This is a genomic window from Cupriavidus basilensis (assembly GCF_008801925.2).
In the GTDB taxonomy this organism is placed as follows: domain Bacteria; phylum Pseudomonadota; class Gammaproteobacteria; order Burkholderiales; family Burkholderiaceae; genus Cupriavidus; species Cupriavidus basilensis.
In genome coordinates, this window is the sequence record NZ_CP062803.1 from 201,254 (window position 1) to 221,458 (window position 20,205).

A 20,205-nucleotide genomic window follows, 5' to 3' on the forward strand; every position below is an offset into this window, starting at 1 on the left:
GAACAGGAATACCGCCATGCAATGGGAAGTGGTGATCGGCCTCGAGACGCACACGCAGTTGTCGACGGCCTCCAAGATTTTTTCCGGTGCCTCCACCGCCTTCGGCGCGGCGCCCAACACGCAAGCCTCGCCGGTTGACCTGGCGCTGCCCGGCGTGTTGCCGGTGCTTAACCGCGGCGCGGTCGAGCGCGCCATCCAGTTCGGCCTGGCGATCGGCGCCACCATCGCGCCGCGCAGCATCTTCGCGCGCAAGAATTACTTCTACCCCGACCTGCCCAAGGGCTACCAGATCAGCCAGTACGAGCTGCCGGTGGTGCAGGGCGGCAGCATCAGCATCCAGGTCGAAGGCAAGAAGGGCGAAACCTACGAAAAGACCGTGCAGCTCACGCGCGCCCACCTCGAGGAAGACGCCGGCAAGTCGCTGCACGAAGATTTCGCCGGCATGACCGGCATCGACCTGAACCGCGCCGGCACGCCGCTGCTGGAGATCGTCACCGAGCCCGACATGCGCAGTTCGGCCGAGGCCGTGGCCTACGCCAAGGCCCTGCACGCGCTGGTGATGTGGCTGGGCATCTGCGACGGCAACATGCAGGAAGGCAGCTTCCGCTGCGACGCCAACGTGTCGGTGCGCCCCTACGGCAGCCCCAAGCTGGGCACGCGCCGCGAGATCAAGAACCTGAACTCGTTCCGCTTCCTGCAGCAGGCCATCGACTACGAAGTCCAGTGGCAGATCGCCGAGATCGAGGATGGCCGCGAAATCCAGCAGGCCACCGTGCTGTTCGACCCGGACACCGGCGAGACGCGCGCCATGCGCACCAAGGAAGACGCGCACGACTACCGCTACTTCCCCGACCCCGACCTGCTGCCGCTGGAGATCGACGCCGCCTGGATCGCGCGCGTGAAGTCCGAGCTGCCGGAGCTGCCGGTGGCGATGCAAGCGCGCCTGGTGTCGCAATACGGCCTGTCTGCCTACGACGCCAGCGTGCTGACCGCCTCCAAGTCGCTCGCGAACTATTTCGAGGCGGTGGTCGCCGAAGCCGGCGCGGCCAATGCCAAGCCAGCTGCCAACTGGCTGATGGGCGACGTGTCGTCGCTGCTCAACCGCGAAGGCATCGCGCTGGAAGCCGCCCCGGTCAAGCCGGCACAGCTGGCCAAGCTGCTGGTGCGCATTGCCGACGGCACGGTGTCCAACAACACGGCCAAGAAGGATGTCTTCCCGGCCATGTGGGCGGGTGAGGAAGGCGCCGACGCCGACGCCATCATCGCGGCCAAGGGCCTCAAGCAGATGTCCGACTCGGGCGAGCTGGAAAAGATCATCGACGACGTGCTGGCTGCCAATGCGAAGTCGGTGGAAGAGTTCCGCGCTGGCAAGGAGAAGGCGTTCAATGCGCTGGTTGGCCAAGCCATGAAGGCCACCAAGGGTAAGGGGAATCCTGCTCAGGTGAATGAGTTGTTGAAGAGGAAGTTGGGGGCGTAGCGTGTAGGGGGTGTAGGGGCTTTTGGGGGGCTTTCGCTGTTTATTTCATCGGCGGTGGCATCTTGCACCCAACAGCCATACGACATCCCCCTGCGGGGGCTGCCGGTCACTCTTCTTTGCGTCGGCAAAGAAGACTAACGAGAAGAAAGCCGACCCTGCCGGGAGCAGAGCAATCAGGCTTATGTGGGGCGGTGGTTGCGTGGTACGGCCCGGAGTGTTGGCTGGCGGATCCTACTGGCCCATAGGGCATCGCTACTGCATTACCCAATGGTCACGTGGTGGTGCCCCTGATCGCTTTGCGCGGTGAGCGTTCGACCATCTGCCGTTACCGGCACGGACCATCACGACACATCGCCCGTCAATGGTCTCGTGGTGGGGCGGGCGCGGTGGTGAAGGTCTTGGGCTAATCAAGGCGGTGCCACCGCGCCCACGACGGAACCGGTGCGCTTGCAACTTCGTGGCCGGCCACGCCGCGAGCGACAGACGGCTTGAAGCAAGTGGTGTCCGCTACCGGGGGCCTCACCACGAATCCCGGAAGCCGGCAGGTTCGTGGCCAGTCAAGCCAGTACCGGCAGAAGCCCGCCGGCACTCCGGGCCGTACGACGCAACCACCGAGGCCCATGAGCCTTATTGCTCTGCTCCCGGCAGGGTCGGCTTTCTTCTCGTTAGTCTTCTTTGCCGACGCAAAGAAGAGTGACCGGCAGCCCCCGCAGGGGGATGTCGTACGGCTTTTGGGTGCAAAAGCCAACGCCGATAGAAACGAACCAACGAGCCCACACATCCAAGCAGCCAACGCCAACCACTCCCCCAAAATTTCCCCTTAACCATTTGCTACACTGCCCCCCAAACAATCCGGTTGAAGCCAATGAACGCCCAAGAAGTTGCCTCCTACCTGCAGACCAATCCCCAGTTCTTCGAAGACAACGCCGAACTGCTGGCCGCGGTGCAACTCACCAGCCCGCACAGCCACCGCGCGGTGTCGCTGCAGGAGCGCCAGATGGAAATCCTGCGCGAGAAAAACAAAGGCCTGGAGCTGAAGCTGGCGGACCTGGTTCGCCACGGCCATGACAACGACCGCACCCAGCAGCGCATGCACGCCTGGCAGTTGCGCCTGCTGGCCGAGGTGGACTCGCACGCGCTGCCGTATGCGGTGCAGGACGGCTTGCAGCAGGTGTTCGACGTGCCTGGCGTGGCCCTCAAGCTGTGGAATGTGGCGCAGAGCTACGCGCACATGGAAGTGGCGCAGGGCGCGAGCGAAGACGTCCGCCTGTTTGCCGAGGGCCTGCGCGCGCCGTATTGCGGCGCCAACAGTGGCTTCGAGGCCGCGGCCTGGCTGGAGCGCGACGACATCGCCTCGCTGGCCATGGTGACGCTGCGCGTGCCCACGCGCGACGCCGGCACGCTCGGCGCGGCATTTGGCCTGCTGGTGCTGGGCTCGCCCGAGCCGCGGCGCTTCCATGAGGGCATGGGCACGGCCTATCTGGCGCAGATCGGCGAAGTGGCCGGTGCCGCGCTGAACCGCCTGCGCGACTGATGGAGCCGAGCCGCGCGCGCAAGGCCGCTTCGCCTTCGGCGAAGAAGCCGGTCGCGCGCAAGCAAGCCGCCGAGGCGGCGCTCGACAAGCCGCTGCCCGACCCGGTCGTTGTGCGCTATCTGGAGTGGCTCGCCAGCAGCCGCAAGCTGGCTGTCCATACGCTGACCAACTACGCCCGCGACCTGTCCGTGCTGCAAGCGCACGCCGCGCGCCATGCGCCGGGCATTGCGCTGTTGTCGCTGCAGACCCACCATATCCGCGCCTTTGCCGCGCGCATGCACGGCGGCGGCCTGGCCGGCACCAGCATTGCCCGCACGCTGTCGGCGTGGCGCGGCTTCTTCCTGTGGGCCGCGCGCCATGGCCTGGGCGTGCAGGCCAACCCGGTGGACGGCGTGCGCGCGCCAAAATCCGGGCACAGGCTGCCCAAGGCCTTGTCGGTGGAGCACGCGGTGGCGCTGGTCTCGCACAACGCGGGCGACGGCGCCGAGGGCCGGCGCGACCAGGCTGTCTACGAGTTGTTCTATTCCAGCGGGCTGCGCGTGTCGGAGCTGGTGCAGCTGGACGCGCGCTATGCCGAGGATGGGGAATACCGCTCCGCCGGCTGGATCGACATGGACGGCGCCGAGGTCACGGTGATCGGCAAGGGCTCGCGGCGGCGTACCGTGCCTGTCGGCAGCAAGGCCATGGAAGCGCTGCGCGCGTGGCTGGCGGTGCGCCCGGAGCTGCTGCGCCCCGGCGCGCTGCCGGATGATGCGCATGCGCTGTTCCTGAGCGCGCGCGGGCGGCGCTTGCCGGCACGTACGGTGCAGTTGCGCATCAAGCAGCAGGCGATCCGGGCCGGCGTGCCGACCGACGTGCATCCGCACATGCTGCGGCACTCCTTCGCCACCCACGTGCTGCAATCCTCGGGCGACCTGCGCGCGGTGCAGGAGATGCTCGGGCACGCCAGCGTGGCCACCACCCAGATCTATACCGCGCTGGATTTCCAGCACCTGGCCAAGGTCTACGACAAGGCGCACCCGCGCGCGGGCAGGGCGCACGCAGGGCCGGCGCCGGCGGTTGCCCCGGTAGTTGCTCCGGTGGCCGCGCCGAAGGCCGTGGATGAGGGCAAAGCTGCCGAAGATGCCGAATCCGGGAAGGACGGCTAACCTTCCCACTGCGCCAGGATGCCCCGGAAGGCTTCCATCTCCGGCAGCAGCCAGGCGCGAAAGGCCTTCACCTTGGGTGCTTCCAGCATGCCGGCCGAGCAGACGAAGTAGAGCAGCCACGGGCAGGTAATGCTTACATCGAAGAGCCGCACCACGCGCCCCGACAGCAGGTCGTTATAGGCCAGCGACGAGCGGATCAGCGCAATGCCCTGGCCCGCTGCTGCTGCCTGCAGCAGCAGCGAGGAGTCCTCCAGCAGCAGGCCCTTGCGTGGCTCCGGCCAGTCCAGGCCGGCCGCTTCGAACCACGGCTTCCACGGATCGCCCTCGCCGCGCAGCAGCGACATGCCTTTCATGTCCTGCGGTCGTGCCGGCAGCTTGCCGCCGTTGAAGGCCGGGCTGCAGACCGGGAAGAACACGTCGTCCAGCAGCTTTTCCACATACAGGCCGGGATAGTCGCCGCTGCCCATGCGCAACGCGATGTCGACTTCCTCGCGCCCGAAATCCACCAGCGTGTTGGACGACAGCAGCTCCACGTCCAGCTCGGGGTGCTGCTCGATAAAGCTGCCGATGCGGGGTGTGAGCCAGCGCGCGGCAAACGACGGCATGGTGCTGATGGTGAGGCGCTTGTCGCGGTTGCCGGCCTGCAGCGCACGGGTGGCATCGGCGATCTCCAGCAGGGCTTCGCGCACGCGCCCGGCGTAGGCCCGGCCACCGGGTGTCAGGGTCACACGCTTGCCGTTGCGTTCGAACAGCGCCTGGCCCAGCTCTTCCTCCAGCGCGCGGATCTGGTGGCTGACCGCGCCGTGGGTGACGAACAACTCGGTGGCCGCGCGCGAAAAGCTCTCGTGGCGGGCAGCCGCCTCGAACGCGCGCAGCGCGGTCAGCCCCGGCAGACGCGGCAGCTCGCGGTGCCAGCTACGTGGCAAATCTCTCTCCCATGCTCCCTTCAGCGCCATCATCCACCTCGTCTTATGTGAGCTTACCTAACAAGAACAAGGAAAATATATCGTTTTGGAAGAGGACCGGCAATCACTAGAATGCAATGCATCGGGGCGCTACCCGCACCGGTGCCGATCCAGTACCAGGCAAGACCAAGCATAAGCCCGCCAGGGCTGAGCCGATCGGCGGCCGCCCATTCCGGGCAAGCGGGCGAGGCAGCCGGCGATGTCAGCGAAGGATGCCCAACATGAAAACATTGCTCACAACGACCCTGTTCACCCTGAGCCCGGGCGAAGTTACCTCCCTCTCCATCCACGCCGCCCAGCGCCTGCGCGTGGAAGAGGCCACGGGGACCGACGTGTGGGTCACCCGCGAAGGCGATTCGGAAGATTACTGGCTGCGTTGCGGCGGCAGCCTGCTGCTCGACAGCGGCGACGAAATCACGCTGAGCGTGGACCCGCGCGCGGCCGAGCCGGTACGCCTGGCCCTGATCGCCGAAGCCCGCCGGCCGGCAACCAACGTGTCGCACCTGGTGGCGCGCATGGCACGGCGTTTGGTTCGAGGCACCGAGTGGACGCCTAACCAGGACCAGGTCACGGCCTCCTGAGCCAGCGGATACCGATGCGGCCGGCCGCGCGCGCGGCCATCTGCGGCTGGTCCATTCCAGGCCGGCGAGCGGGGATGCAACGCCAACGTCATAAAGACACACCGAAAGACACGCGAGAAAAGGGGCGGCCTCCTGTGAGATCCGCCCCTTTTCGCTAAACTGCCGGGATGCAATCGATACAAGTCATCGAACGGGGCCGGCAAGAGTACGAACCCTGTTTCGACGCGATGCGCGCCTTTACCGCCGCACGCACCCCCGACACTCCCGACCAGATCTGGCTGGTCGAGCATCCCCCGGTCTATACCCTCGGCCAGGCGGGAGATCCCGCGCATGTGCTGGCCCCTGACGATGCGATCCCCATCGTGCGGATCGATCGTGGCGGTCAGGTCACTTATCACGGTCCCGGCCAGGTCGTGGCCTATCTGTTGCTCGACCTGCGCCGCCGCCACCTGATGGTGCGCGAGCTCGTCCATGCGATCGAGCAGGCCGTGCTGGATACGCTCGCGGCGTATAATCTCGCAGCCGAACGCAAGCCCGGCGCGCCTGGTATCTACCTTTCCGAAGGCCAGCACCAGGGCGCCAAGATCGCCGCGCTCGGACTCAAGATCCGCAATGGCTGCAGCTATCACGGCGTCAGCCTCAACGTGCAGATGGACCTCGCGCCCTTCCTGCGCATCAACCCCTGCGGCTATGCCGGCCTGGAAACGGTCGACATGGCAACGGCGGGCGCCACCTTCGCGGTGGCCGATGCGGTGGGTGCGCCCCGCTTGCCCGTGACCGCGGCACAACAAGCCGATATCGCGCGGCGCCTTGCGGCGGCGCTGTGTGATGTGCTGGCCGAGGCGCAAGAGCGCGCCCTGGCGGCCCAACGGAATACCGCCGCGGCCCTGGCCACTTAGTCATCCAGCCGAATATGCACGCACCGCGCGTGCGGAGAACACTATGAGCGACGCCCTGATCGCCACTTCCAGCGAAGCCCCGCAACCCCAGGCGGAGCAGTACGACCCGACCCGCAAGCAGAAGTCGGCGGACAAGACCGCGCGCATCCCCATCAAGATCGTGCCGGCCGAGAAGCTCAAGAAGCCCGAGTGGATCCGCGTCAAGGCGGCCACCGGCAGCTCGCGCTTCTATGAGATCAAGGACATCCTGCGCGCCAACAACCTGGTGACGGTATGTGAGGAAGCCAGCTGCCCGAACATCGGCGAGTGCTTCGGCAAGGGCACCGCCACGTTCATGATCATGGGCGACAAGTGCACCCGCCGCTGCCCGTTCTGCGACGTGGGCCACGGCCGTCCCGATCCGCTGGATGTCAATGAGCCGGGCAACCTGGCCCGCACCATCGCCCAGCTCAAGCTGAACTATGTGGTGATCACCAGCGTTGACCGCGACGACCTGCGCGACGGTGGCGCCCAGCATTTTGTCGATTGCATCACGCTGACCCGCGAGCTGTCGCCGGCCACCCGCATCGAAGTGCTGGTGCCGGACTTCCGCGGCCGCCTGGACAAGGCGCTGGATATCCTGCAGGCCGGCCCGCCTGACGTGATGAACCACAACATGGAAACCGTGCCCCGCCTGTACAAGCAGGCTCGCCCGGGCGCCGACTACGCGCACTCGCTCAAGCTGCTGCAAGAGTTCAAGCGCCGCAACCCGGCCGTGGCCACCAAGTCCGGCCTGATGGTGGGCCTGGGCGAGACCGACGAGGAAATCCTCGAAGTCATGCGCGACATGCGCGCCCACGACATCGACATGCTGACCATCGGCCAGTACCTGGCGCCGTCGGGCCACCACCTGCCGGTGATGCGCTACGTGCATCCGGACACCTTCAAGATGTTCGAGGCCGAGGCCTACAAGATGGGCTTCACCCATGCCGCTGTGGGCGCCATGGTGCGCAGCTCCTACCACGCGGACGAGCAGGCGCATAAGGCCGGGTTCGCCTGAGGCCGAACGGGCCAAAACCCCGCGCCATGACGACGGCAGTCGCTCCCTCTCCCCCGCCCCCTCTCCCGCAAGCGGGAGAGGGGAGGCCACCCAGCGCAAGGTCGACCCAGTGAGCAGTTAGATCGGCCGGCATCCATCCGGCCGTTTTTTCGCCTGCGGCACCCCGCTGCGGGCCCACCTGGCGTTGCATGCACGCCACGGCCAGCCAAGTTTTCCTGAAATCTTTCCTCCCCCGCAAGTCCGGGTCGGTGTGTCTTCGCGCACCCATATCGAGCAGGGCCGATGCGACGCAAGCGCCGCCCCGGGCGCTCCTGCACCGGATCCAATCGCCGCGTCCGGCACCCGCACCGAGGCGGTGCGCCAACGCTATCCCGCATGAAGACGTAGCGCCGCGTGCCTAGGGTCAACACCTAGCCACAGCATCTTCTTGTTTGGTTATTATGAATTTATCGATAAATCGTCGATGAAATAGCGATCTCACTTCCGGACCCGTCGCAGCCGGCACCGTGCCTGACTAGTACAGCGCGTCCGCCTACACTGCAAGACAGGTCCCCCCGCTGGTGCCGCCCATGACCCGATGTTCCGTTCACCGCCTGGCCGAGCAAGCACTGCTGTGCAGCGTGCCGCCGCCGGCCTCGCTAGATGTACAGCGACGTATCTGGGCCATGGCCCAGCGCGCCGCCGAGTGGCGCGGCGTGGTCGATGCGGTGCCGGGCATGAACAATCTCACCGTGGTGTTCGACCGCGAAGCCGATCCCGAAGCGCTGGAACGCAACCTGAAGCTCGCCTGGGCTTCCGGCGAAGCACGTGCCGCCACCGGCAAGCTGGTCGAGATCCCGGTGCGCTACGGCGGCGAGCATGGCCCCGACCTGGCCGAAGTCGCGGCGCATACGGGCCTCACGGCGCAGGAAGTGGTACGCCGCCACAGCGCGGGCGAGTACGTCGTCTACTTCCTCGGCTTCCAGCCCGGCTTTGCCTATATGGGCGGCCTGGACCCGGCGCTGGCCACGCCGCGCCGGCGCGAGCCGCGTTTGTCCGTGCCCGCGGGCGCGGTCGGCATCGGCGGCGAGCAGACCGGCATCTACCCGGCAGCCGCCCCCGGCGGCTGGCAATTGATCGGGCAAACCACCAGCCAACTCTTCCTGGCAGACCGCGATCCGCCTTCCCTGTTTGCGCCCGGGGATACCGTGCGCTTTGTCGTCGAGGCGCTGCTGCCATGATCGAAATCACCCGACCCGGCGCGCTGGCCTCGGTCCAGGACCTTGGCCGTCCCGGCTTTCGCCGCTTTGGCGTGGGCACCGCGGGCGCGCTCGATACCGTCGCGCTCACCATCGGCAACCGCGTGCTGGGCAATCCCGCGGGCGACGCCGCCATCGAATTCACGCTGGGCCGCGCCGCCGTGCGTTTCCACGCCGACATGCGCGTGGCGCTGACCGGCGCCGAATGCCGGGCCAACCTGGACGGCGTGCCGGTCTGGTCGTGGCATGCTTTTGACGTGCGCCGCGGCGAAACGCTGACGCTGTCGGCGGCGCAGGGCGGCACCCGAACCTATCTGTGCGTGGCGGGCGGCATCGCTGTCGCGCCAGTGATGGGCTCGCGCAGCACCGACCTCAAAGCCGGCTTTGGCGGCCTGGGTGGCCGCGCGCTGCATGAAGGCGACCGTCTCGACGCGGGCCGGCCCGGCGTGGCCGAGGACAGCGACTGGCTGGGCGTGCAGGCGCCATCCTGGGCGCTGCCGGTGAAAAAGCTCGGCGACGCGATGCCGATCCGCATGTTGCCTGGCATCGAGTACGAGGATTTCGACGCCGCCGCGCGCGAAGCGCTGTGGCAGTCCGACTGGATCGTCACCCCCAACAGCAACCGCATGGGCTTGCGCCTGCAAGGCCCGGCCCTGGCGCGCCAGCCCGAGCGCGCGGCCGACCTGCTCTCGCATGGCGTGCTGCCGGGCGTGGTCCAGGTGCCGCCGGCCGGCCAGCCCATCGTGCTGATGGCCGACGCGCAGACCACCGGCGGCTATCCCAAGATCGGCGTGGTGATCGGCGCCGACCTGTGGCGGCTGGCGCAGGTGCCGCTGGGGGCGCCGGTGCGCTTCGTGCGCGTCACGCTGGATGAGGCCGCGGCCGCGCAGGCCGAGCTGGACCGGTACCTGCAGCAACTGGACCAGGCGCTGCAGTGGCAGGGCGACGGCATGGCGATCGCCTCGCGGCGGCGCACGCGCACCCGCGCTGCCGTGGCCTGAGCCGCCAAGCGAACAACGACAGCACGGCAGCAACCCCAAAACCTCAACACAAGCCGCAAGACCGGTGAGGAGCAACGCAATGCATATCGACCTGAACGCCGACCTCGGCGAAGGCTGCGGCAACGACCGCGAATTGCTAGGGCTGATCAGCTCGGCCAACGTGGCCTGCGGGTGGCACGCCGGCGACGCCGCCACCATGCTGCAGACCGTGAAGTGGGCGCTGGAGCAGGGCGTCGCCATCGGCGCGCATCCGAGCTACCCCGACCGCGAGAACTTTGGCCGCACCGAGATGCAGCTCGATCCCGAGGTGGTGTACGCGAACACGCTCTACCAGATCGGCGCGCTGGCCGCGCTGGTGCGTGCGCAGGGCGGCCAGCTGGCCCACGTGAAGGCGCATGGCGCGCTCTACAACCAGGCCGCCAAGGATCCCAAGCTGGCCGACGCCATCGTGCGCGCGGTGCGCGACTTCGACTCCGACCTGGTCTTCTTCGGCCTGGCCGGCAGCGTCATGGTGAAGGTGGCGCGCGAAGCCGGCCTGAAGGTCAAGGAAGAAGTCTTCGCCGACCGCGGCTACAACCCCGACGGCTCGCTGGTCAAGCGCGGCACGCCCGGCGCGCTGCATGAAGACGAGAACGTGGCACTGGGCCAGACGCTGGACATGGTGCGCGAGCAGCGCGTGCGCGCCATCGACGGCACCTATGTAGCGATTCGCGCCGAAACCGTGTGTCTGCACGGCGACGGCGCACACGCGCTTGCCTTTGCGCGCCGCATCCGCGAGCGGCTCGGCGCCGAAGGCATCGCAATCCGCGCCGGAGTCTGAGGGGCACGCCACACCTAACGGATGCGCCCCCAGGCTTCCGGCTTTCACTGTGCCCCGCGCGGGTGTCGAGCAGCATGACGCGACGCGGGGCACTCGCCTCCATCACACTCTATTGGTGTCTCTCATGGAACAGGCAGTCAACCTCTGGCCCCTAGTTGGGGTCGGCATCATCATCCTTGGCTTCGTGCTGCGCTTCAATCCCATGATGGTGGTGGCGCTTGCCGCCATCGCCACCGGGCTGGCGGCAACCATGCCGGTCATGCAGATCTTCACGGCGATCGGCACCGCCTTCGTCAAGACGCGCAACCTGCCGCTCATCATCCTGCTGCCGCTGGCGGTGATCGGCCTGCTCGAGCGCCACGGGCTGCGCGAGCACGCGCAGGCGTGGATCTCGCGCATCGCGTCGGCCACCGTGGGACGCCTGCTGATCGTCTACCTAGGCGTGCGCGAGCTTACCGCCGCGGTGGGCCTGACCAGCCTCGGCGGCCATCCGCAGATGGTGCGCCCGCTGCTGGCCCCGATGGCCGAAGGCGCGGCTGAGACCCGCTTCGGCAAGCTGCCCGAGCCGATCCGCCAGCGCGTGCTGGCCTTCTGCGCGGCCACCGATAACGTCGGCCTGTTCTTCGGCGAAGACATCTTCGTGGCCTTCGGCGCCATCGCGCTGATGCACACCTTCCTGCTGTCGTCCAACATCGACGTGGAACCGCTGCATATCGCCGTGTGGGGCATCCCTACCGCGATTTGCGCCTTCCTGATCCACGCCGTGCGCCTCAAGCGCCTGGATATGTGGCTGGAGCGCGAAGTGGGCGGCAAGTCCGCCGCAACGGCTGGCGCTGCCTCGGCAGCCAAGAGCGGGGAGTAAGCCATGATCATTTCCATCGACTATCTCTACTGGCTCGCCGGACTGGTGCTGGCCATCACGGCGTTGATGACCTTCGCCGACCGCGACCATCCGCGCCGGCTCAGCACGGGTTTGTTCTGGGCGCTGTACGCGCTGGTCTTCCTGATCGGCGACAAGCTGCCGCCGGCCATCGTCGGCATCGGCGCCGTGGTGATGGCGCTGATCGCGGGCTTTGGCGGCGTGGGCCACGGCAAGCACGGCACGCTGCCGGAGGCCGAGCGCCGCGCCTCGGCCAAGCGCCTGGGCAACAAGCTGTTCATCCCGGCGCTGCTGATTCCCGTGGTGACCGTGATCGGCACGCTGTTGTTCAAGGACGTGAAGGTCGCCGGCCTGGCGCTGCTCGATCCCAAGAACGTCACCTTCGTCTCGCTCGGCATCGGTTGCCTGGCGGCGCTGGGCGTGGCGTGCTGGCTCACCCGCGACACGGTGGTGCAGGGCGTGCGCGAATCGCGCCGGCTGACCGAGTCGCTGGGCTGGGCGCTGGTGCTGCCGCAGATGCTGGCCATGCTGGGCCTGGTGTTCGCCGATGCCGGCGTGGGCAAGGCGGTGGCGCACCTGACCACGGCCTATATCAACATGGACTACAAGCTCGTGGCCGTGGTGGTGTACTGCGTGGGCATGGCGCTCTTTACCGTGATCATGGGCAATGGCTTTGCCGCCTTCCCGGTGATGACCGGCGGCATCGGCGTGCCCATCCTGGTGAACATGTTCCACGGCAACCCGGCGGTGATGGCGGCTATCGGCATGTTCTCCGGCTACTGCGGCACGCTGATGACGCCGATGGCGGCCAACTTCAACATCGTGCCGGCCGCGCTGCTGGAGCTCGATGACAAGAACGCCGTGATCCGGGCGCAGGTGCCGACCGCGTTGATGATCCTGGTGGCCAATATCGTGCTGTTGTATTTCCTGATGTAAGAACGCGGCCCCGCCGCGAATGATTGGCCAGAGGCCCCGGGCAACCGGGCTTCCGGCCGGGAGTCCCTGCCATGCGTACCGTGCTGCTGACCGGCTTCGAGCCGTTCGAGAGCGAGCCCATCAATCCTTCCTGGGAAGCGGTGCGCGCGCTTGATGGCGTGCGCATCGGCAACGGGCCCGACGACCTGGACGCCGCGATCATCGTCGCGCGCCAGTTGCCCTGCGTGTTCGGCGCGGCCAACGATGCGCTGGCTGACCTCGTCGACGCAATCAATCCCGTGCTGGTGATCGCGGTGGGGCAGGCGGGCGGGCGCCCCGAGATGTCGGTGGAGCGCGTGGCGATCAATGTCGACGATGCGCGCATCGCCGACAACGCCGGCGCGCAACCCGTCGACACCCGCATCGCCGAGGAAGGCCCGGCGGCGTATTTCTCCAGCTTGCCGATCAAGGCCATCGTGCGCGACATGCGCGCCGCGGGCGTGCCCGCATCGGTGTCGCAGACCGCAGGCACCTTCGTCTGCAACCATGTGTTCTACGGCTTGATGCACCTGCTTGCCACGCAAGGCGTGCCGGCCGGGGTCCGTGGCGGCTTCATCCATATTCCCTATTTGCCTGAGCAGGCGGCGCGCCATCCTGGGCAGCCCAGCCTGTCGCTGGCGTTGATGATCGAAGGCATCCGCTGCGCGGTGACCACGGCGCTTGCCACCACCAACGATATCCGCGAGCAGGGCGGCCAGACGCACTGAGGCGCCGCTCAGGCGCCCGGTGGCGTGGCATCCTCCCGATTGTTGCCATCGCCGCCGCCATCGCTTGCGCGCGCCGCCAGCCGCTTCGCCTTGCGGCGCGCACGCCGCAGGCTGCGGCGATCCAGCTGGAATTGCTCGAAGCGCCAGATCAGGTAGCACAGCGCCACGAACGGCCACATCCACCCCAGCCATTGCGACAGGCTGTTGAAGTGGATGAATCGGCCCAGCCGCCAGCCCTGCTCCGAGATCCAGGAATACGGGTTGGCGGGCAGCAGGTTGGACAGCATCACCAGCAACATCAGCGTGGCGAGCGCCAGCGCGCCGCGCAGCCAGCGCGGCAGCCGCAGCAGCAAAACCAGCATCAACGACCCCGTCAACAGGGCAAAGCGGCCGCCCTCGGACAGCCAGTTGAAGGCGTTGTCGTCCGGGAACTGCATCTCGGCCACCACCGCCTTGAGCAGCAGCGCGCTGGCCAGCAAGGCCGCCAGGATGCGCAGCATCGGCGCCTGCCTGCGCATGGCGATCGAGGCAAACAGCCCGGTGCCCACCCAGCCGCATCCGGTGACGAGTGACTCCAGCAACTGCTGGCCTTGCACGTCATCCGGCCGCAGCAGGCTGATGTTCTCGATCAGGTCGGGCAGCCCCGGGAATACGCCTTGCAGCCACTGCACGGGCCATGAGTCGGGGTCGGTCAGCCACTCGCGCACGATCGCGCCCATGCCGAACAGGTGATCCTGCGGGAAGATCTGCGCGAACGGCCACAGCAGGATCAGGATGATGGCGAAGCTGGCGTGCGGCTCGAACCACGCCAAGCGCAACTGGCGCAGCGAGCCGCGGTCGATCAGCGCGGCCGAGAAGGGCGCCACCGCGGCACCGCCCAGCAGGGCGCCCAGCGCATTGGTCATCAGGTCGATATTGGACGAGACGCGGTTGGGCAGCCAGGTCTGTAGCGCCTCCATGGTGCCCGACAGCAGCGTGCCCGCCACCAGCGCCAGCAGTACGGCGCGCACGCCGGAGATGCGCGGGTGCAGGGATAGCACCACCAGCGCGCCAAGCGGGCAGTAGCCCAGCACGTTGGTGATGAGATCGAACCCGGTCAGGTAGCGGGGCTTGGGTGCGGTGAGGAAGGCCAGCGCGGAGATGCCGTTGTCGGTCCAGCCCGTGAACGGGTACAAGCTGCCATAGACCACCAGCAGGGCGAAGCACAGCAGCCCCACCCGCGCCAGCGGCGAGTGGCGCGGTGGCGCTGGCGGGGGAACGAGCGGCGCGGGAGCCGATGCCATGCGCGTCCCGCTTACTGCAGCGGCAGCGTTGCCACCCAGTCCAGGATCGCCGCAATGGCGGCATCGCTGCCGGTGGCAAGTGCCTTGACGCCGCCGGCGCCATCGGCCGTGGCGGCGGGCTGCGCCACGACGAAGGTCTTCTGCCCGATCAGCCCGCTGCGAAATACCGTGGCACGCACGCGGATCACGCCGCGGCTGGCGTTGGCGCTGTCGAACACCTGCTCGAACTCCAGTACGTCGATCTTGAGCGCCGGCGCGGCTGTGTCGCCGAACCAGGTCAGTGCGCCGCGCGAGGCCACGGCTTCGCGCAGGCGGTCGTCGAACAGGCGCACCGGCGACATCACCCAGCGCTGCGTGGCATAGGGCTGCAGGCGCTCCGCCTGGGCGTAGTGCAGCCGGTAGTACAGCGAGTTGCCGTCCAGCCAGGTGGGGCCATCGGTCTGCGCCACGCGCATCTTGGGCAGATGCGCGGCATCAGGTGCGGCTCCCGCCGGCGGGCCCAGATCGTAGGTGATGGTGGGCGTGGAAGGCGTCAGGGCACAACCGCCCAGCAGCAGGCAGGCCAGCGCGACGCCGGCGGCCAGCCGGCGCGGCAGGGCGAAGGTGCCGGGCGTGTCGCGTCCGTCCGGCCGGGTTTGGGCATTGCGCATCATGATGTGCCTTGGTTTGCTCGAAGGATTCGCAGCGCCAGCCTGGCGGGCCAGGCGTGGCGTGCGTGCGGCGAGTGCGTAGGTGCGCGGCATGAGGCTTGCGGTCCGCGTCAGGGGGCCTGGAAGCCCGGCTCGCCCGGGCCCGGCACGGCGGCGGGGCCGCCAAACAGCACGCTGCGCGGGCTGTCGTTGAACTGGCTGGCGGCGCGGTCGATGCTGCGCATGGTCTGGCGCGCATCGCGCGCGAGCCCGTTGATCTGCGGCAGCGTGTCTTGCGAGACACCGCCAGCGGCCGACTGCACGGAGTCGGCGGCACCCTGCAGGTCGCGCCCGACGCGGTCGACGGTGCGCATCACGGTACCGTCGGGGCTGGCCAGCTCCTGGGTGAGGCGCCGCGTGGAGGCCAGCGTGGCGTTGAGGTTCTCGGTCACCTGCGGCAGCTGGCGCACGGCCGGCGCGATCGAGCTGGCCAGTTGCGAGTAGTCGTCGGCGGTTTTGTGCACCGAGCGGATCGCCTCCATCAGGTCACGCCGGTTGTCGGCCTGGAACATGTCGTTGAGCGACCCCATGATCGTTTCCAGTTGCGTGAGCAAGCTGTCGCCACGCTTTTCCAGCTCTTCGAAGAAGCCGGCCCGCATGACGATGCGCGCCACCGACTTGGAGGAGGTGGCCAGGTGCGGCGACGGCGTGCCGCCTTCCTGCGCGGTGGTGTCGTCGAGCTGCACGTAGCCGATCCCGGTCACGCCCTGGAAGCCGAGCGTGGCATAGGTGGTGTGGGTGATCGGGGTGTCCTGGTTGACGCTGATGCGCACGATGATCTGGCCCGGCACGGTCGGATCGAAGCGAATCGACACCACCTTGCCCACGTCCAGCCCGCGGTACTTGACGTCGGCCTGCGGCCCCAGCCCGTTGACGGTGGAGCGGGTGATCAGGTCATACGGCACGCGCACCGCGTGGTCGCTGCTGAACCAGAAGATGGCGAACAGCACCAGGATGGCGAGTCCGATCGTGAACACGCCGGCCAGGAAGGCGTGTGACTTGTTTTCCATCATGCTTCTCCAGATTGCGGGCCTGCGGGGGTGGCCGCATGCGTTGCCGCGCGTGCCGCGTCCGGCAAGGCCGGGAGCGCCTGCATGGCGCGCTGCCCGCGCTCGCCCAGGAAATATTCGTGGATGAACGGGTGGTCAATATGCACCAGTTCCCGGATCGGCAGCGCGGCGAGTACCTTGTGGTCCGCCAGTACCGCGACGCGGTCGGACAGCGCGACCAGGGTGTCGAGGTCGTGGGTCACCATCACCACGGTCAGGCCCAGCTCGCGGCGCAGTTCGCGGATCAGCGCCACGTAGTCGTCCGAGGCCATTGGGTCCAGCCCGGCGGTGGGCTCGTCCAGAAACACCAGTTCCGGTTCCAGGGCCAGGGCACGCGCGAGCGCCACGCGCTTGATCATGCCGCCGGACAGGTCGGACGGCATCTTGTCCGCGTCCCGCGCCGATAGCCCCACCAGTTGCAGCTTGAGCAGCGACGCCGCGCAGATGAGATCGTCGGGCAGGGTGCGAAGTTCACGCAGCGGCAGCGCGATGTTGTCGATCACCGACAGCGCGGAGAACAGCGCGCCGCGCTGGAACTGCAGGCCCCAGCGGTTGCGCAGGGCTTGCAGCCGGGCCGCGTCGAGCTTGGTCAGGTCCTCGCCGAACACACGGATGCTGCCGGAGGTGGGCCGCTCCAGCCCCACGATCTGGCGCAGCAGCACGGTCTTGCCGCTGCCCGAGCCACCGACGATGGACAGCACTTCGCCCCGGTACACATCGAGGTTGAGGTGGTCGTGCACAACCGCCTCGCCAAAGCGCTTGACCAGGTCGCGTACCTCGATCACGGTGGTGCGCGGGGCGTGCTGCACGGTGCCCGAAGGCGGCGTTGCGATATCGGTCGTGGCGGTAGTCATAAGCCGATGTCCTTGAACAGGATGGCGAAGATGGCATCGGCCACGATCACGACGGTGATCGAGGTCACCACCGAGGCGGTGGTGCCTTCGCCCAGGCTGCGGGTGTTGGGCTCGATGCGCAAGCCGAAATGGCAGGCGGTAAGTGCGATCAGGATGCCGAACACCACGCCCTTGCCCAGGCCCATCCACAGGTTGGCCACCGGCACCGCATCGGGCAGCGCTCGCAGGAAGAAGGCCGCACTGATATCCAGCTGGAAGTGCGCGGCCAGCATGCCGCCGGTAAGCGCCAGCACGTCGGTCCAGGCTACCAGCAGCGGCATGGCGATGGCCAGCGCGATCACGCGCGGCATGATCAGCCGGAAGCCGTGCGAGATGCCCATCACGCGCATCGCGTCGAGCTCCTCGGTGACCCGCATCACGCCGATCTGCGCGGTGATGGCCGAGCCGGAGCGCCCGGCAATCAGGATGGCCGCCAGCACCGGGCCCAGCTCGCGGATCACCGCCATGCCGAGGATGTTGACGATAAAGATGCTCGCGCCAAAGGTGCGTAGCTGGTTGGCCGACAGGTACGACAACACGATGCCAATCAAAAAGCCAACCAGCGCCGTGATGCCGAGCGCCTTGTAGCCGACGTTGTAGATATTGGCGGAGATCTCGCGCCAGGGGCCGCGCTGCGGCGCGCGCGCCAGGCGCAGCAGGTCGAAGGCCAGCTGGCCCAGCATGGACACGCCATTGCCGAGCTGCGAGAACATCGACAGGATCGAGGCACCGAACAGGGTCACCGGATTGAACCGGTCCACCATATGTTTCTTCCAGTTCTCGCGGCGCAGCCCGGCGATGCGGGTAAAGACGCGGCGCTGGGCCTCGTTGGCTTCCAGCTTCTCGGGCAGCTTGCCGCCCCAGGCCTGCCACATCAGCTGTGCGCCGATGTGATCGAGCCGGGCGAGGCTTGCCAGCGACCAGTGCGCGTCCGCGGCGATCGAGTGCAGCTCGTTGCGCAGCGCGCGGGCGCGGTGGCAATCGGACAGCGCAAGCGCTGTCCAGTCGCCGCGCAGTTGCACGGTTTGCGCTCCGTCCGCGCGCGTCACTTCTATGGCTGGCGTGGTAGGGCTTTCCAAAGGAGGGGGAGAAGTGATGGGCAAGTCCCGATTCTATGCCACCCGCAGCGTCAGCGGGCGTGCGCAGCGCCTCGGCCGTGGATTCGCACGGCTACAATGCGTAGCTGCTTGTGCCCTTTGTGTTGTCCATCGTCGAAACGCATGTCCGCTGACAAATCCTTGCCCACGCCAGACCCGCTCCCTGGGCCCGCCGCTCCCGCGCAAGCCTGGCGCATCGACCCCGACCGCCTGCGCGCCGCGCTCACCGGCCCCGCGCGCGGCTGGACCCTCGGCGTGGTCGACGAGACCGGCTCCACCAACGCCGACCTGACGCTGGCCTGCCGCAGCGCGCCGTGGACCGAGTCCGCCACGCTGCGCCTGGCCTATCGGCAGACCGCCGGGCGGGGCCGCCAGGGGCGTCCCTGGCAAGGCCAGGCGGGGCTGACGTTTTCGGTGGCGCTGCCCCTGCCGCTGGCGCCCTCGCAGTTGAGCGGGCTGAGCCTGGCGGTGGGGCTGGCGCTGGCCGAGGCGCTGGGCGACTGCGACGCGCGCCTTGGCGCCGCCGTTGGCCTGAAGTGGCCTAACGACCTGCAGATCGACGGCCGCAAGCTGGCCGGCATCCTGATCGAGTCGGTGCCGGCGGGGCCACAGCGAGTCTGGGCGGTGGTCGGCATTGGCCTGAACCTGGTGCGCGATGCGCAGATGGAAGCCGCGCTCGGGCGCAGCCTGGCTGGTGTGACCGAATTCCTGCCGGGCTGCGATCCCACAGCGCTGCTGGCGGCGGTGCTGAACCGGCTCGCGGTGATGCGCGAGGATTTCCTGGCGCAGGGCTTCGCACCGATGGCGCCCCGCTGGTCCGCGCGCGACGCCTATCGCGACCAGCCGGTGCGCCTGCTGCACGACGGCCGCGTGCAGGCCGAAGGCCTGGCGCGCGGCGTTGACGGCGACGGCCACTTGCTGCTGGAAACGCCCTCGGGCCTGGAGCGCATTGCCAGCGGCGAAGTGTCGCTGCGCTTGGCGGAAAAAGCGGCGGACAAAGCGGCGGACAGAGGGGCGGGCGCATGAGCGGCACCAGCGCCGGCATGCCGCGAGTTCCGCAACTGCTGATCGATATCGGCAACACCCGCCTGAAATGGGCCTGGTGCGACGAGGCCTGGTCCGGCGCCGTGCTGCACGAGACGCCGTTGCCCACGCCCTGGCCGCACGGCGGCGCGGTGGCCCACGGTGAACTGGCCACGCTGGTGGCGCAATGGGCGTCGCTGCGCGCGGCCGGCGCGCAGCCGCTGGTGTGGGTCAGCAACGTGGCCGGCACGGCCATCGCGGCCAGCCTGCAAGCCACGCTCGACACCGTGTTCGGCCCTGGCATCGGCGTGAACTGGGTACGCTCGGGCTCGCGCTTCGGCGGCCTCGTCAACGGCTACCGCGAGCCCACGCAACTCGGCGTCGACCGCTGGATCGGCAGCATCGGCGCGCGCTGCTACCGCCCCGAGGGCGCTTTGCTGATCGTCACCGCCGGCACCGCCACCACGCTCGACGTGGTGAGCGCGCAGGACCGTTTCGAAGGCGGCCTGATCCTGCCTGGCCTGGACCTGATGCTGGGCGCGCTGGCGCGCAACACAGCGCAATTGCCGTCCCTGGACGTGAGCGATGCCGGGTTGGCCACGCCCTGGGCCGACAACACCCGCGACGCCATCGCCGCCGGCTGCCTGGCGGCCCAGGCCGGTGCCGTGGAGCGCACCTGGCGCGCGCTGCAAGAGCGCGGGCCGGTGCGCTGCCTGCTCTCCGGCGGCGCCCGCCATGTGCTGGCAAACGCGCTCTCCATGCCGTTCGAGATGCACGATAATCTCGTGCTGCTCGGCCTGCATGTGATGGCCTCGCAAAGCCCGGTCGGCACTGCGGGCTGAACCGCATCACACCGCATTGCGCCGCATCGCCTTCTTCACCCGTCGCTCCACCCCCTGCATCGCCC

20 protein-coding genes are annotated in these 20,205 nt (G+C 68.1%); 14 read left to right on the forward strand and 6 right to left on the reverse strand.

The genetic code is table 11. From position 1 onward, the window contains the following. The first annotated feature begins 16 nt into the window (after positions 1-16). The 3 genes from gatB to F7R26_RS00795 all read left to right on the forward strand — a co-directional run bounded on the left by gatB (position 17) and on the right by F7R26_RS00795 (position 4,159). A complete protein-coding gene (gatB, locus tag F7R26_RS00785; protein WP_150992642.1) occupies positions 17-1,477 on the forward strand; it encodes an Asp-tRNA(Asn)/Glu-tRNA(Gln) amidotransferase subunit GatB in 1,461 nt (486 codons plus the stop codon). Between the two features lie 865 nt (positions 1,478-2,342). Then, entirely contained in the window at positions 2,343-3,011 is a 669-nt protein-coding gene (locus F7R26_RS00790; RefSeq protein ID WP_150992645.1) for a DUF484 family protein, read from the forward strand. Further along, positions 3,011-4,159, forward strand: a complete 1,149-nt coding sequence (locus F7R26_RS00795; RefSeq protein ID WP_150992647.1) for a tyrosine recombinase XerC — start codon at positions 3,011-3,013, stop codon at positions 4,157-4,159. The genes F7R26_RS00790 and F7R26_RS00795 overlap by 1 nt, the downstream gene beginning before the upstream one ends. Here the strand turns inward: F7R26_RS00795 and F7R26_RS00800 are convergent. Further along, positions 4,156-5,115, reverse strand: a complete 960-nt coding sequence (locus tag F7R26_RS00800) for a transcriptional regulator GcvA (protein ID WP_150992683.1) — start codon at positions 5,113-5,115, stop codon at positions 4,156-4,158. The genes F7R26_RS00795 and F7R26_RS00800 overlap by 4 nt on opposite strands. A gap of 230 nt (positions 5,116-5,345) precedes the next feature. Between F7R26_RS00800 and F7R26_RS00805 the strand changes: the two genes are divergently transcribed. The 9 genes from F7R26_RS00805 to pcp all read left to right on the forward strand — a co-directional run bounded on the left by F7R26_RS00805 (position 5,346) and on the right by pcp (position 13,264). Next, positions 5,346-5,705 carry a DUF2917 domain-containing protein gene (locus tag F7R26_RS00805; RefSeq protein ID WP_150992649.1) on the forward strand — a complete coding sequence of 120 codons (360 nt, stop codon included), beginning with the start codon at positions 5,346-5,348 and terminating at the stop codon, positions 5,703-5,705. A 167-nt stretch (positions 5,706-5,872) separates the two neighbouring features. Next, on the forward strand, positions 5,873-6,604 hold the full coding sequence (lipB, locus tag F7R26_RS00810) for a lipoyl(octanoyl) transferase LipB (RefSeq protein ID WP_150992651.1): 732 nt from the start codon (positions 5,873-5,875) through the stop codon (positions 6,602-6,604). Positions 6,605-6,647: 43 nt separating this feature from the next. Continuing rightward, positions 6,648-7,643: a lipoyl synthase gene (gene lipA, locus F7R26_RS00815; RefSeq protein ID WP_150992653.1), complete on the forward strand. Its 996-nt coding sequence runs from the start codon at positions 6,648-6,650 to the stop codon at positions 7,641-7,643. A gap of 569 nt (positions 7,644-8,212) precedes the next feature. Beyond that, positions 8,213-8,863, forward strand: a complete 651-nt coding sequence (pxpB, locus tag F7R26_RS00820; protein WP_150992655.1) for a 5-oxoprolinase subunit PxpB — start codon at positions 8,213-8,215, stop codon at positions 8,861-8,863. Beyond that, positions 8,860-9,882, forward strand: a complete 1,023-nt coding sequence (locus tag F7R26_RS00825; RefSeq protein WP_150992657.1) for a 5-oxoprolinase subunit C family protein — start codon at positions 8,860-8,862, stop codon at positions 9,880-9,882. The genes pxpB and F7R26_RS00825 overlap by 4 nt, the downstream gene beginning before the upstream one ends. A gap of 79 nt (positions 9,883-9,961) precedes the next feature. Then, entirely contained in the window at positions 9,962-10,702 is a 741-nt protein-coding gene (pxpA, locus tag F7R26_RS00830) for a 5-oxoprolinase subunit PxpA (RefSeq protein ID WP_150992659.1), read from the forward strand. A 124-nt stretch (positions 10,703-10,826) separates the two neighbouring features. After that, positions 10,827-11,564, forward strand: coding sequence for a DUF969 domain-containing protein (locus F7R26_RS00835; protein WP_150992661.1), 738 nt, complete (start codon positions 10,827-10,829; stop codon positions 11,562-11,564). 3 nt (positions 11,565-11,567) lie between these two features. Beyond that, positions 11,568-12,518: a DUF979 domain-containing protein gene (locus F7R26_RS00840; protein WP_150992663.1), complete on the forward strand. Its 951-nt coding sequence runs from the start codon at positions 11,568-11,570 to the stop codon at positions 12,516-12,518. Between the two features lie 71 nt (positions 12,519-12,589). After that, on the forward strand, positions 12,590-13,264 hold the full coding sequence (pcp, locus tag F7R26_RS00845) for a pyroglutamyl-peptidase I (protein ID WP_150992665.1): 675 nt from the start codon (positions 12,590-12,592) through the stop codon (positions 13,262-13,264). Between the two features lie 8 nt (positions 13,265-13,272). On the opposite strand, the gene F7R26_RS00850 is transcribed toward pcp, so the two are convergent. The 5 genes from F7R26_RS00850 to F7R26_RS00870 are packed head-to-tail and all read right to left on the reverse strand — an operon-like array spanning position 13,273 to position 18,257. Beyond that, positions 13,273-14,547 carry a VanZ family protein gene (locus F7R26_RS00850; RefSeq protein WP_150992667.1) on the reverse strand — a complete coding sequence of 425 codons (1,275 nt, stop codon included), beginning with the start codon at positions 14,545-14,547 and terminating at the stop codon, positions 13,273-13,275. 11 nt (positions 14,548-14,558) lie between these two features. Further along, positions 14,559-15,290: an ABC-type transport auxiliary lipoprotein family protein gene (locus F7R26_RS00855; RefSeq protein ID WP_150992669.1), complete on the reverse strand. Its 732-nt coding sequence runs from the start codon at positions 15,288-15,290 to the stop codon at positions 14,559-14,561. 17 nt (positions 15,291-15,307) lie between these two features. After that, positions 15,308-16,249 carry an MlaD family protein gene (locus tag F7R26_RS00860; RefSeq protein ID WP_150992671.1) on the reverse strand — a complete coding sequence of 314 codons (942 nt, stop codon included), beginning with the start codon at positions 16,247-16,249 and terminating at the stop codon, positions 15,308-15,310. Then, positions 16,246-17,139 (reverse strand): ABC transporter ATP-binding protein, encoded by an 894-nt coding sequence (locus tag F7R26_RS00865; protein ID WP_150992673.1) that lies wholly within the window; start codon positions 17,137-17,139, stop codon positions 16,246-16,248. The genes F7R26_RS00860 and F7R26_RS00865 overlap by 4 nt, the downstream gene beginning before the upstream one ends. Beyond that, positions 17,136-18,257: an MlaE family ABC transporter permease gene (locus F7R26_RS00870; RefSeq protein WP_150992685.1), complete on the reverse strand. Its 1,122-nt coding sequence runs from the start codon at positions 18,255-18,257 to the stop codon at positions 17,136-17,138. The genes F7R26_RS00865 and F7R26_RS00870 overlap by 4 nt, the downstream gene beginning before the upstream one ends. A 141-nt stretch (positions 18,258-18,398) precedes the next feature. Between F7R26_RS00870 and F7R26_RS00875 the strand changes: the two genes are divergently transcribed. Next, complete coding sequence (locus F7R26_RS00875) at positions 18,399-19,301, forward strand: biotin--[acetyl-CoA-carboxylase] ligase (protein ID WP_150992675.1); 903 nt, start codon at positions 18,399-18,401, stop codon at positions 19,299-19,301. Then, positions 19,298-20,140 carry a type III pantothenate kinase gene (locus tag F7R26_RS00880; protein WP_150992677.1) on the forward strand — a complete coding sequence of 281 codons (843 nt, stop codon included), beginning with the start codon at positions 19,298-19,300 and terminating at the stop codon, positions 20,138-20,140. The genes F7R26_RS00875 and F7R26_RS00880 overlap by 4 nt, the downstream gene beginning before the upstream one ends. Positions 20,141-20,205: the final 65 nt, after the last annotated feature.

Bases quoted from the DNA above. Each gene is read 5' to 3' on its own strand.
- F7R26_RS00860 (WP_150992671.1), bottom strand. From the start codon at position 16,249: ATGATGGAAAACAAGTCACACGCCTTCCTGGCCGGCGTGTTCACGATC.
- F7R26_RS00865 (WP_150992673.1), bottom strand. From the start codon at position 17,139: ATGACTACCGCCACGACCGATATCGCAACGCCGCCTTCGGGCACCGTG.
- lipA (WP_150992653.1), top strand. From the start codon at position 6,648: ATGAGCGACGCCCTGATCGCCACTTCCAGCGAAGCCCCGCAACCCCAG.
- F7R26_RS00840 (WP_150992663.1), top strand. From the start codon at position 11,568: ATGATCATTTCCATCGACTATCTCTACTGGCTCGCCGGACTGGTGCTG.
- F7R26_RS00805 (WP_150992649.1), top strand. From the start codon at position 5,346: ATGAAAACATTGCTCACAACGACCCTGTTCACCCTGAGCCCGGGCGAA.
- F7R26_RS00825 (WP_150992657.1), top strand. From the start codon at position 8,860: ATGATCGAAATCACCCGACCCGGCGCGCTGGCCTCGGTCCAGGACCTT.
- F7R26_RS00875 (WP_150992675.1), top strand. From the start codon at position 18,399: ATGTCCGCTGACAAATCCTTGCCCACGCCAGACCCGCTCCCTGGGCCC.
- F7R26_RS00790 (WP_150992645.1), top strand. From the start codon at position 2,343: ATGAACGCCCAAGAAGTTGCCTCCTACCTGCAGACCAATCCCCAGTTC.
- pcp (WP_150992665.1), top strand. From the start codon at position 12,590: ATGCGTACCGTGCTGCTGACCGGCTTCGAGCCGTTCGAGAGCGAGCCC.
- F7R26_RS00795 (WP_150992647.1), top strand. From the start codon at position 3,011: ATGGAGCCGAGCCGCGCGCGCAAGGCCGCTTCGCCTTCGGCGAAGAAG.
- F7R26_RS00850 (WP_150992667.1), bottom strand. From the start codon at position 14,547: ATGGCATCGGCTCCCGCGCCGCTCGTTCCCCCGCCAGCGCCACCGCGC.
- gatB (WP_150992642.1), top strand. From the start codon at position 17: ATGCAATGGGAAGTGGTGATCGGCCTCGAGACGCACACGCAGTTGTCG.
- F7R26_RS00855 (WP_150992669.1), bottom strand. From the start codon at position 15,290: ATGCCGCGCACCTACGCACTCGCCGCACGCACGCCACGCCTGGCCCGC.
- F7R26_RS00880 (WP_150992677.1), top strand. From the start codon at position 19,298: ATGAGCGGCACCAGCGCCGGCATGCCGCGAGTTCCGCAACTGCTGATC.
- pxpA (WP_150992659.1), top strand. From the start codon at position 9,962: ATGCATATCGACCTGAACGCCGACCTCGGCGAAGGCTGCGGCAACGAC.
- F7R26_RS00800 (WP_150992683.1), bottom strand. From the start codon at position 5,115: ATGGCGCTGAAGGGAGCATGGGAGAGAGATTTGCCACGTAGCTGGCAC.
- pxpB (WP_150992655.1), top strand. From the start codon at position 8,213: ATGACCCGATGTTCCGTTCACCGCCTGGCCGAGCAAGCACTGCTGTGC.
- F7R26_RS00835 (WP_150992661.1), top strand. From the start codon at position 10,827: ATGGAACAGGCAGTCAACCTCTGGCCCCTAGTTGGGGTCGGCATCATC.
- lipB (WP_150992651.1), top strand. From the start codon at position 5,873: ATGCAATCGATACAAGTCATCGAACGGGGCCGGCAAGAGTACGAACCC.